Genomic DNA, 10,175 nt, shown 5'->3' on the forward strand with positions numbered 1-10,175 from the left:
CCGGCCGCCACGCCGCCGGCGACGACCTCGGCGAGCCCGAGATTCGGACCGGCTACGGCGACGATGTGGAGGACGAAACCGACACCGAACTCCCGGTCGCCCCCGGCGAAGCGGGACTCGATACGAGCGGAAGCGTCGCCGCAGACGGGGGCGTCACTGCCGACGCCGAGGGCATCCTCGAGCGGACAGTCGAATCGGCCCGCGAGCGCGTCGACCACCTGATGGAGAAAGACGACGGCGTCCAGCACGCCGAGATCCGCGCGAAACTCCAGAAAGCGATGACCGACTATGTCAACGTCTTCCGCACCGAAGAGGGCGTCAAGAAGGCGCTGAAACTCATCCGGGAGTGTCGCCAGGAGTACCAGGACGTCTACGTGGACGACCCGTCGCGGACGTTCAACACCGACCTCCAGCAGACCATCGAGACGCGTAACCTGATCGATGTCGCCGAAACGATCGCGCTCGGTGCGCTCGTGCGCAACGAGTTCCGCGGCGCTCATTGGCGACAGGAGAATCAGATCCGCGACGACGAGAACTGGCTCAAACACACGCTCATTTCGTGGGACGACGGCGAACCCTCGATCTTCTACCGACCGGTCATCCTCGAGGGCGAGAACAAGACCTACGAGCCCAAAGAGCGTAGTTACTGACCGCGGCGTCGCTTTCGTTTTCTCGGCGTGCGATCCGGCCGTCGTCTCGAGTAGAATCGTTTATACTCATCCCGACGAATATCGAATCTATGGGTACCGTTTCGCTGCTCGGCATCGTCGCGTCTCTCGTCAGCGGCTCCGTCTTGGCCGGCCCGCTGCTGTTCGTGGCGGTAGTGTTCGCGCCCGCAGCGCTTTTGATGGTACTGTGGGTTTTCATGCGGCTTTTCTTTAGCAACAGGTCGACAGCCTGAGCGGCCGACTCTCGTCACTCGATCGGTCGCTACAATCCCAGCGTCTCGAGGAGGTCGATACCGATATCGGCGTATTCGATAACTTTGTATCCGAGGTAGATCCCGACGATGCCCATGATACCGGGGAGCTCCGGTGGGGCGGGGATCGGGATAGTGAAAAACCGAAACACTGCCCCGGCCAACAGTCCGGTCAGCAGCGCGAGGACGGTGAGTTGCATCGACATTGGGTTACCCATATCGCCGATCGTAAGTTATACTGTCGGACGCCAGCCAGCGAGACGCCCGTAGCCGTCCTGCTAACGGTTGTCATCGCTCCCCGGTCACGACAATCGCCTATACATGAGAACGGCCGCTCGAGCGGTCGACTCCTCGTATCGCCGCGGATTCGATGAGTGACGTACACGGTATCGACACTGATGACTGGCGTCTCGTCGCCGTGTTTTCGACAATTGTTGTAGATAGGGTTTATTATCGTCGAAAGAGAGACGTGGAAGTATGACGCAGCCAGCGACGACTGACCTCGCCGTCTCGATACCGACCGATCTCGATTCCGCTCGAGCGAAACTCGTCTACCTGTATCTCGCTGCGAGCGGCGGCGCGACCGCCGAGGACCTCTGTGACGACCTCGCGGTCACGAAAGGGACGGTCCTCTCGATTACCGGAACGCTTCGGGATCGCGGGTATCTCGAGCGAGCGGACGGGCGATTCGAACTCGCCGAAGTAACGAACTGACTGTTTTGTATGGCCGGGAGCGAGTTCCGAGCGTTGCGAGGAACTCGCGACCCGGGGGAGGGCAGGCGCTTCACCGATCATGACCGCGAGCGCCGAAGGCGCGAGCGGGCCGACGAGTGATGTGAGCGAGCAGCGCGAGCGAACGGAGGGAGGAGTGCTTTTGGTCCAGCTTTTGCCGAGGGCTGGCTCTGCCAGCCCGCAGCGCAAAAGGTGGGTCTTTAGAGCTCGATCCGTTCGACCAACTGCTCGTGATTCTCGTTCGTATTGAGCGCGACGATCCGGATCTCCTCTTCGAGGCCGGAGTCTTTGAGTTTGGCCTTGAGCAGGTTGTCGACCTGGTAGACGCCGGCGGCGTTAGTCATCTCGATCTCGACCATGACGGGCGTGGTGTCGCCGGGCTGGAGCGAGACGCGCTTGATCGCCTGACTCGAGAGGGTGTTGATGCCTCGCCCGCCGTGTTCGTATGGAATCCGGGAGCGGCCGTGTTCCATGTCCAGCGCGTCGGCGACGCGGATGACACCCGCCTCGGTCGTCAGGGGCGTCTCGGATCGGTGATGACAGAGGATGGCATGGAGCACCTCGCCTCTCATCCGGACGGTGTCGGTGACGTCGTAGAACTCCGGGAGGACCCGGTTAAGGATGTCCGCAGCGAGCGGGATCGAGTAGTAGGCGTGGCTGTCGCGGTGGACGACGTGGCCGACGTCGTGGAGCATCGCGGCGAGGGCAACGATAACCGATTCGTCCTCCTCGTCGAGTCCCTGCTGTCTCGCGCCGTTAAACTCGACGCCGCCCGCTTTGAGCAGATCGTAGAGGCACAGCGCCCGGTTGCGGACGATCTCGATGTGTTTCGCCCCGTGATCGTTGTACCGCATCCGATCGACCGCGTTGACGTTCTGCGCCTCGAGATACGCGGTGATCTCCTCGTCGTCGAGGATGAACTCGAGGACCGAGTTCAGTTTCTCGTCGGGAAAGTTGTGGTCATTGTCGGGAGAGTAGACGCGGCGGGGGTCCTCGTCGGCGGCAGAATCGCTCATACTGAGTCGTCGGTTGCGGACTAAAAAAGCCCTGCGACGTCGCGGGTCGGAGCTCGGTGTGCGCTCAGGCGGCGTCCTCGACGGCGGCCTCGACCTCGTCGTAGTCGGGTTCGACGCCGGGATCGTCGCTGACCCACGCGTAGGTGATCTCGCCGTCGGCGTCGACGACGAACACCGACCGCTTGGCGACGCCGTAGACGCCCAGATCGGCGAAGTCCATCGGAATGTCGTAGTCGTCGATGATCTCCCTATTGTAGTCGCTGAGCAGGCCGAACTCGAGCCCGTTCTGCTCGCGGAACTCGTTGAGCGTAAACGGCGAATCCCGGCTGACGCCGTAGACGGTGGCGTCGAGATCGTTGAACGCGGCCAGGCGATCCTGGAACGTACACATTTCGGTCGTACAGACGCCGGTGAACGCGCCGGGGAAGAAGGCGAGAACGATCGGTGCCTCCTCGAGGCGCTCGGAGAGCGTAAACTCCTCGATGTCGCCGTTTGCGAGCGGTGCGGTGAAGTCGGGTGCAGTATCGCCGGTCGTTACCATCGCTCGACAATACCGTACAAGCGGGAAAGACAGTTTCGTTCGCGGAACGGTTGGAGATCGCGATGGCGATGTGAAACGAACCGGCGCGTTTCTCCCATCCCGTGGGAGGCACTATCATTCTCGACGAATCTCGTCCTCACACGGACTGTCGCGGTGTCTTGTTTACCTAAGTGGTCCAAAAAGGTTATAATTGCCAGCGGGTAAGCCACGCATAGAGATGGTAGCCGAAATTGCACCGCTGTTCATCCCCGGCGGCATGGGGCCTCCGGAGCTCGCAATCATTCTCATCATCGCGGTCTTGCTCTTCGGGGCGAACAAGATCCCGAAGCTGGCACGGTCGACCGGTGAGGCGATGGGTGAGTTCCAGAAGGGGCGCGAGAAGGTTGAAACGGAACTCGAAGAAATGCGTGACGGTAGCGGTAGCGGCAACGTCGACGAGGCAGATCGTAACGACGACGAGTTCGTCGACACGGAGCCCGTCACCTCCGAAGAGGAGACGGTCACCGACGCCGAAACCGAAGCGGAAACGGAAACCAACTAACGTTCTTTTCACGCCGGGGCGTGTGGCCTAGCGGAGAGGGCAGGAGGTTCCTAACCTTCTGATCGCGGGTTCGAATCCCGTCACGCCCGTTATCGTGCTGAGCGTTAGCGAAGCCGATAACGGACCGTGCGGGATTCGAATCAGGGAGTGGAGCGAAGCGGAACGACCGTGGTTCGAATCCCGCCACGCCCGTCTTACAATCAGTCTCGAGGCCCAATGCAGCCCAATTAGCGAACGCAGGTGGCGGTCGCGAACCACGACGGCGGCCACTCGAGGCGTTGATGCCGATGCAGTCTCGCCCCCATTCCAGCCCGTCGGTTACGTACTACTGTCCTAGACGATCGTTCCAAGTGAACGACAGGCACGCGGAGTGGACTACCGAAACTACAACGGAGAACTGCCGGGCGCAAGCGAGTCGTCAGTGCTCCGTCCGTCGCTCTCGATTCGGATCCCAAAGCGGGTCAGTGGCTCGAGTTCCGCCTCGGAACCGTCCTCGAAGGTAGCCCGAGCGATGACGCGACGGTGGACCTCGTCCGCGCCGTCGACGATGCGGAACGTCCGGGCCGACTCGTAGAACCCGGAGAGCGGGAGGTCCTTGCCGATGCCGTTCGCGCCACAACACTGAACGGCCATCCCGCCGGCGCGTTCGCGTTCGATCGGCAGAACGACGTCTTCCATCAAGGCGTGTGCACGCTCGGCGACCTCGCGCGCCCGTTCACTACCATTGTAGCGCAACGTGGGAATAACCGAAAGCGAGCGTGGGACCGCGTTCTATCGGGCCGTCCAGCCGCCGTCGGCCGCGAGCACGGAACCGGTCACGTAACTCGCGGCTTCGCTCGCGAGGAAGGCGACCGGACCGGCGATCTCCTCGGGTTCGGCGAACCGATCCAGCGGCGTGCGGTCGAGGATCGACTGGCGAAGCCGATCGTTTTCCTCGAGTTCTTCGGTGAGTTCCGTCGAGACGTAGCCGGGCGCGACGGCGTTGACCCTGACCTCGGGGGCCCAGTCCAGCGACATGCTCTTCGTGAGTCCGATCAGGCCGTGTTTCGAGGCGACGTAGGGATGCTGACGCGGCAACCCGACCAGCCCGCCGACGCTCGCGACGTTGATGACGGACCCGTCGTCGCTTGCGAGGAGGTGGTCCGCTGCCGTTCGCGTCACTTCGTACGCACCGTTCAGGTTGACGTCCAGGACGCGATCGAGGGCCGCAGTATCGACGTCTTCCGGCCGCCCGAGCGCGTCGTCGGGGTTGAAACCCGCGTTGTTGACCACGACGTCGACGCCGCCGAACGCCTCGAGGGTTCGGTCGATAACGCCGTCGACGGCGTCGGCGTCCGTCACGTCTGCGGGCACGGCGAGTGCATCGCCGCCCGCGTCTTCGATTTCCGCCGCGACGGCCTCGATCTCGTCCGCCGAGCGGGCGCTCGGGACGACCGATGCCCCCGCGTTCGCCAGTTCGACGGCGATCGCGCGTCCGATACCTCGTCCACCGCCCGTGACCACGGCAACCCGGCCCTCGAGATCGAATAGATCGTTCATCAGTCCTCCGTTTCGTCGTCGCCCACATCAAGCTTTTCGCGCAGACCCTGCTTGTCGAATTTTCCGGTCGCCGTTTTGGGGATCCGCTCGAGAACGCGAATCTCGTCGGGGAGCCACCAGTCGGGCTGCTCGAGCGTTTCTTGGAGGTGGTCGTGTAACTCGTCCTCGGCGGGGTCAGCGTCTTCGGCGGTGACGACGGTTGCAAGCGGGCGCTCCTGCCACTTCTCGTGGGGGACGCCGATCACCGCGGACTCGATCACGTCGGGGTTCGCCATCAGCGCGTTCTCGAGCGCGATCGACGAGATCCACTCGCCGCCGCTCTTGATGACGTCCTTCGCGCGGTCGACGACCTCGATGTAGCCGTCCTCGTCGACGGAGACGATATCGCCCGTTTTCAGCCACTTTCCGGAGGACGAAGCGTCCTCCGACGTCCCGCTCGCATCGCTCGCGGGACCGCGTTCGAAGTCCTCCTCGTCGGCCTGCGGGCGGTTGTAGTACGCCGTGATTACCGTCGGCCCGCGGACCCATAGTTCGCCGGCCGACTCACCGTCCCACGGGACTTCCTCGCCCGCGTCGTCAACGACGCGCATTTCGAGGCCGGGCGAAAGCAGGCCCTGTTTGCGGCGTTTCTCGTACTTGCGGCTCGGGTCCCAGTCGGCCATGCGGGCCTTCGGCCGGGAGACCGAACCGATGCTCATCGTCTCGGTCATTCCCCAGGCGTGTTCGACGGTGACGTCGAACTCCTCGTCGTAGCGGCGCATCATCTCCTCCGGTGCGGCGCTTCCCCCGACGACGATCCGCTCGAGAGAGGAGAGGTCGCCGCCGTGTTCATCGACGTGCTCGAGCAGATCGATCCAGACCGTGGGAACGCCGGCCGTCATGGTGACGCCCTCGCGCTCGACCAGTTCGAGCAGGTCCGCCGCGCTCGGTGACGGACCGGGGTAGACCTGCGTCGCGCCGGCCATCGTCGCGGCGTACGGGAACTCCCAGGAGTTGACGTGGAACATCGGCACGACGGGCATGACGACGTCGCGCTCGCTGATGTCGAGTCCGGCCGGCGTCATCACCATCATCGCGTGGGCGTAGATCATCTTGTGCGTGTACTCGACGCCCTTCGGGCGGCCGGTCGTGCCGGAGGTGTAGCACATCCCCGCGGGGTACTCCTCCTCGATATCCGGCATCTCGTCCTCCGAAATCGGGTCGTACTCCGCGATGAGGTCCTCGTAAGCGACGACGTCGATCTCCGTCTCCGGAACCGTCTCATCCATCACGACGAGCTGCTCGACGTCGAGCTCCGACCAGAGCCGCTCGATCGTCTCGAACGGCTCGCCCGGATCGACGAACAGGATATCGTCGGTCGCATCGTCGACGATGTAGACGATGTCCTCGTCGCCAAGCTGGACGTTGATCGTGTGCAACTGCGCGCCCGAGAGGGGCGCGGCGTAGTAGGCCTCGAGGTGCCGGTGGTGGTTCCAGCCGAACGTCCCGATTCGATTCCCGTGGCCGAAGCCGCGGTCGGCGAGCGCCGCGAGCAGCGATCGGACGCGCTCGCCGAACTCGCCGTAGGAACTCTCGACGATGCCGTCGTGCGTCCGCGAGACGAGTCGCGTCTCCGGGAAGAGGTTCGTCGGCCGCCAGAAGAACGGTCGGAGCGTCAGTTCCGTCATCGACGATCACCACCGCCAGCGACGATCGAATAGTCCGACCGCTGCCACCGAGGGAGTCGAACGCGTCTCGAATAGGTCGGTGCGGTTCCAACGGTTACTGATAGATCCCTCACGCATGCTGGTTGTCATTGACACTCGCATAGAAAACAGGGAAAAGCGGATATAAGCGTGCTGTCTCCCTTCACAGACGAACCGTTCTGAGTTACGTGGCATCACCCTGAATCCGAGACGAAACGAAACCTCGAGTCGCGTTAGACCACGACGCAGCGCAGAAACAGTCGAAACCTCGCACGCGCAGAATTATCAGAAATGGTAATGGGCGGATGAATTTTTTGAGGGGTGACTGTATGGATGGATTCAATGGCTATTGACGAGGCCGACCAGTCGGATGCCGGGGACTTTTCTGAGGGGGAGGGGTCCGACCCTGCGTCGGCGGACGAACGGGCCCACGAGTCGGAGCCGAGATCGAACTCGGCCATCCGCGTTGGGACGTACACGTGGGAAGAGTTCATGGGCGAATACGGGCACGGCGACGAGGTATCCGTCCTGTATCCGGACGAGCCAGCCGACGCGGACGATCAGCTCGGGCTCGACACCGACGAGGACGTCGGGACGACGGTCCCCAGCGGGGACGACTGGAATCGGGTCGAGTTCGACCCGGAAACGTATCTCGGCCACCACCCGGACGACCTCGCGAACCACGTGGTACCGATCGCCGGCGACAACGCGGACGCGCTCTGGGACCGCTTCTGTGAGTACGCCGATCCCGAAACGACGCCGGTCGTCAAGGATACCTGGACCTGGGAACACTACAAGTGGGAGTATTACTACGAGGACGACGGAAGTCGTCCGCGAGACGGTGACGGCGAGATCGTCCGCCACGACGAGGAGGACGCTCTCGGCTTCGATCCTGACACGATAAAAGGACACCTCGCGGCCGGCAACGACGCCGCGCTGGAACTGGACGATATCGTCGAGGAACGGACAGTCAACATTCAAGAGGATATCGAGGAAGACGAGTTCTTCTCGACGGTTGCGGGCAATACCACCGTCTCCAATCGCTACGATCTCGAGAAGGCAGTGCCGCTCGAGAAGAAGACCCACTTCCGCGAGATCGAGCGCTACTGGGTGAACAAACCCTACGCCTACGTCGTCATCTTCCACTCGGAGAAGGAAAACGAGAAGAAGTACTACATGATCGAGCCGTACCAGAACGAGATCGAGAACGAACTGCAGGAGTTCCTCTCGGGCAAACTCAGGACGGCGATCAAGTACTCCGAAGACGGCATCAAAGAGAAAGCGACCGAAGACGGCCGACGGACGGTTATCGAGGACGAAACGCGGCGGCTTCTCGAGCGATACGATCTCTTCGAGGCAACCTCCGGGGAAACCTCGGAGGGGATCCTCGAGACGCTCCGGGGGCTCCTCGACGACGAAGACGAGGAGGAAATCGGCAACGGGCCGAGTCAACTCGGGGGGATCGAGGTCAGACCCGAGCCGGCGATCCTCGCGGACGATCCGGACACGTTAAGCGAGTACCAGGTCGAGAAACTGCTCTACCTGCTCAAACGGGACTTCATCGGGTACGAGCGCATCGACGGCATCAAACACGACATCAACGTCGAAGACATCTCCGTCGACGGCTACAACTCGCCGGTCTTCGTCTACCACTCCGAGTACGAACAGATCATTTCGAATATTTACCACGGCGAGGACGAACTCGACGACTTCGTCGTCAAACTCGCTCAGCGCTCGGGGAAGGGGATCAGCAAGCGGCTTCCACAGGTCGATGCGACGCTGCCGGACGGCTCGCGTGCACAGCTCACGCTCGGCAAGGAAGTGTCCGATCACGGGACCAACTACACCATCCGCCAGTTCAAGGACGTCCCCTTCACGCCGATCGATCTCATCAACTGGAACACCTTCTCGCTCGACGAGATGGCGTTCCTCTGGCTCGCCATCGAGAACCACAAGAGCCTGATCTTCGCCGGGGGGACTGCGTCCGGGAAGACGACCTCGTTGAACGCCGTCTCCCTGTTTATTCCCTCGAGCGCGAAGATCGTCTCCATCGAGGACACCCGCGAGGTCGAACTGCCCCAGCGAAACTGGATCGCCAGCGTCACCCGTCCCTCGTTCGCCGACGACGAGCAGGGCGATGTCGACGAGTTCGACCTGCTCGAGGCCGCGCTGCGCCAGCGGCCCGACTACATCGTCATGGGCGAGATCCGCGGCGAGGAGGATCGAACGCTGTTCCAGGTGATGTCGACCGGTCACACCACCTACACCACCTTCCACGCCGATTCCGTCGACGAGGTTCTCAAGCGGTTCACGACGGACCCGATCAACGTCTCGAAGACGATGTTCACGGCGCTGGATCTGGTCTCGATCCAGACGCAGACCAGAGTCCAGGGCCGGAAGGTCCGCCGGAACAAGTCCCTCACGGAGATCAATCACTACGAGGCCGAACACGACGAGATCAACGTTCAGGACGTCTACCAGTGGCAGGCCGAGACCGACGAGTACCTCAAGATGGGGGACTCGAACACGTTAGAGGAGATTCAGTTCGACCGCGGCTGGAGCACCGAGAAACTCCAAGAGGAGCTGTTCAAGCGGGAAGTCATCCTCGCCTATCTCATCAAGAAGGGGTTGAACACGTACGCGGAGGTCGCCGCGACGGTGCAGGCGTTCATCAACGACCCGGATACGATCCTCACCCTCATCGCGAACGGGCAGCTCGAGGACAGTCTCGATGACCTCCGCGAGATGGAGAGCGTCCTGATCGACGTCGACCCGGAGAAGGAGGAACTCGTTCCGCGCCCGGACGCGAGCAGCGAGACATACAACCTCTCGATGGACCTCCTCGAGCGGGCCGAAGAGTCCCTGTTCGAGGAGTACCGGGGGAAGATCCCGAGCGGCCTCGCGAGCGCCCTCGGCGACGTCGAGGAGGAGAGTACGATCGACGTCGACCGCGCCGACAGCGAAGAGTTCGAGTTCGCCGGTGACGTCGACGAGACCGTCGACGAGGACGAGTGGGAACTCGGCGCCGGCTCGTCGGCGTTCACCGGCGAGGACGATGACGACGGTGACGAACCGGCGTGGCTCAGCGAAGAGACGGGGTTCGCCATCGGTGACGAGAGTGACAGCGACGAAGCCGCCGCGAGCGCTACCGACGCCGCGACCGGTGGGGCCTCCCCCACCGATGAGAGCGCGTCGGACGGCG

At 62.7% G+C, this 10,175-nt stretch carries 9 protein-coding genes, 1 tRNA gene and 2 pseudogenes; 6 read left to right on the plus strand and 6 right to left on the minus strand.

Features of this window, described 5'->3' with window-relative positions; translation table 11 throughout:
- Both PGX04_RS31440 and PGX04_RS31445 read left to right on the plus strand, forming a co-directional pair.
- A pseudogene (locus PGX04_RS31440) lies at nt 1-650 on the plus strand (FAD-binding protein); the annotation flags it as partial.
- An 89-nt stretch (nt 651-739) separates the two neighbouring features.
- The gene (locus PGX04_RS31445; RefSeq protein WP_273742069.1) at nt 740-901 is read left to right on the plus strand and encodes a hypothetical protein; all 162 of its coding nucleotides are present in this window, start codon (nt 740-742) and stop codon (nt 899-901) included.
- 29 nt (nt 902-930) lie between these two features.
- Here PGX04_RS31445 and PGX04_RS31450 read toward each other — a convergent pair whose 3' ends face one another.
- Nucleotides 931-1,125 (minus strand): XapX domain-containing protein, encoded by a 195-nt coding sequence (locus tag PGX04_RS31450; protein WP_273742077.1) that lies wholly within the window; start codon nt 1,123-1,125, stop codon nt 931-933.
- A gap of 271 nt (nt 1,126-1,396) precedes the next feature.
- Here PGX04_RS31450 and PGX04_RS31455 point away from each other — a divergent pair, with 271 nt between their 5' ends.
- Nucleotides 1,397-1,633: a helix-turn-helix domain-containing protein gene (locus PGX04_RS31455; protein WP_273742070.1), complete on the plus strand. Its 237-nt coding sequence runs from the start codon at nt 1,397-1,399 to the stop codon at nt 1,631-1,633.
- Nucleotides 1,634-1,851: 218 nt separating this feature from the next.
- Here PGX04_RS31455 and PGX04_RS31460 read toward each other — a convergent pair whose 3' ends face one another.
- Nucleotides 1,852-2,667 carry an HD domain-containing protein gene (locus PGX04_RS31460; RefSeq protein WP_273742071.1) on the minus strand — a complete coding sequence of 272 codons (816 nt, stop codon included), beginning with the start codon at nt 2,665-2,667 and terminating at the stop codon, nt 1,852-1,854.
- 64 nt (nt 2,668-2,731) lie between these two features.
- Nucleotides 2,732-3,208, minus strand: a complete 477-nt coding sequence (locus PGX04_RS31465) for a redoxin domain-containing protein (protein ID WP_273742072.1) — start codon at nt 3,206-3,208, stop codon at nt 2,732-2,734.
- 217 nt (nt 3,209-3,425) lie between these two features.
- Here PGX04_RS31465 and PGX04_RS31470 point away from each other — a divergent pair, with 217 nt between their 5' ends.
- On the plus strand, nt 3,426-3,749 hold the full coding sequence (locus tag PGX04_RS31470; RefSeq protein ID WP_273742073.1) for a twin-arginine translocase TatA/TatE family subunit: 324 nt from the start codon (nt 3,426-3,428) through the stop codon (nt 3,747-3,749).
- Between the two features lie 16 nt (nt 3,750-3,765).
- A tRNA-Arg gene (locus PGX04_RS31475) sits at nt 3,766-3,838 on the plus strand.
- Between the two features lie 329 nt (nt 3,839-4,167).
- Here the strand turns inward: PGX04_RS31475 and PGX04_RS31480 are convergent.
- The 3 genes and pseudogenes from PGX04_RS31480 to PGX04_RS31490 form a co-directional block, all read right to left on the minus strand.
- A pseudogene (locus PGX04_RS31480) lies at nt 4,168-4,382 on the minus strand (acyl-CoA dehydrogenase family protein); the annotation flags it as partial.
- Nucleotides 4,383-4,520: 138 nt separating this feature from the next.
- Nucleotides 4,521-5,288: an SDR family NAD(P)-dependent oxidoreductase gene (locus PGX04_RS31485; RefSeq protein WP_273742074.1), complete on the minus strand. Its 768-nt coding sequence runs from the start codon at nt 5,286-5,288 to the stop codon at nt 4,521-4,523.
- Entirely contained in the window at nt 5,288-6,955 is a 1,668-nt protein-coding gene (locus tag PGX04_RS31490) for a long-chain fatty acid--CoA ligase (protein ID WP_273742075.1), read from the minus strand. Before PGX04_RS31490 ends, PGX04_RS31485 begins: the two co-directional genes overlap by 1 nt.
- Before the next feature lie 360 nt (nt 6,956-7,315).
- Between PGX04_RS31490 and PGX04_RS31495 the strand changes: the two genes are divergently transcribed.
- The coding region (locus tag PGX04_RS31495; protein ID WP_273742076.1) for a type II/IV secretion system ATPase subunit at nt 7,316-10,175 on the plus strand (2,860 nt) is incomplete at its 3' end.

The organism is Natrinema soli, assembly GCF_028618695.1.

Excerpts from the sequence above, each read along its gene's own strand:
- PGX04_RS31470 (WP_273742073.1), top strand. The coding sequence starts at position 3,426 with ATGGTAGCCGAAATTGCACCGCTGTTCATCCCCGGCGGCATGGGGCCT.
- PGX04_RS31490 (WP_273742075.1), bottom strand. The coding sequence starts at position 6,955 with ATGACGGAACTGACGCTCCGACCGTTCTTCTGGCGGCCGACGAACCTC.
- PGX04_RS31445 (WP_273742069.1), top strand. The coding sequence starts at position 740 with ATGGGTACCGTTTCGCTGCTCGGCATCGTCGCGTCTCTCGTCAGCGGC.
- PGX04_RS31450 (WP_273742077.1), bottom strand. The coding sequence starts at position 1,125 with ATGTCGATGCAACTCACCGTCCTCGCGCTGCTGACCGGACTGTTGGCC.
- PGX04_RS31485 (WP_273742074.1), bottom strand. The coding sequence starts at position 5,288 with ATGAACGATCTATTCGATCTCGAGGGCCGGGTTGCCGTGGTCACGGGC.
- PGX04_RS31465 (WP_273742072.1), bottom strand. The coding sequence starts at position 3,208 with ATGGTAACGACCGGCGATACTGCACCCGACTTCACCGCACCGCTCGCA.
- PGX04_RS31460 (WP_273742071.1), bottom strand. The coding sequence starts at position 2,667 with ATGAGCGATTCTGCCGCCGACGAGGACCCCCGCCGCGTCTACTCTCCC.
- PGX04_RS31455 (WP_273742070.1), top strand. The coding sequence starts at position 1,397 with ATGACGCAGCCAGCGACGACTGACCTCGCCGTCTCGATACCGACCGAT.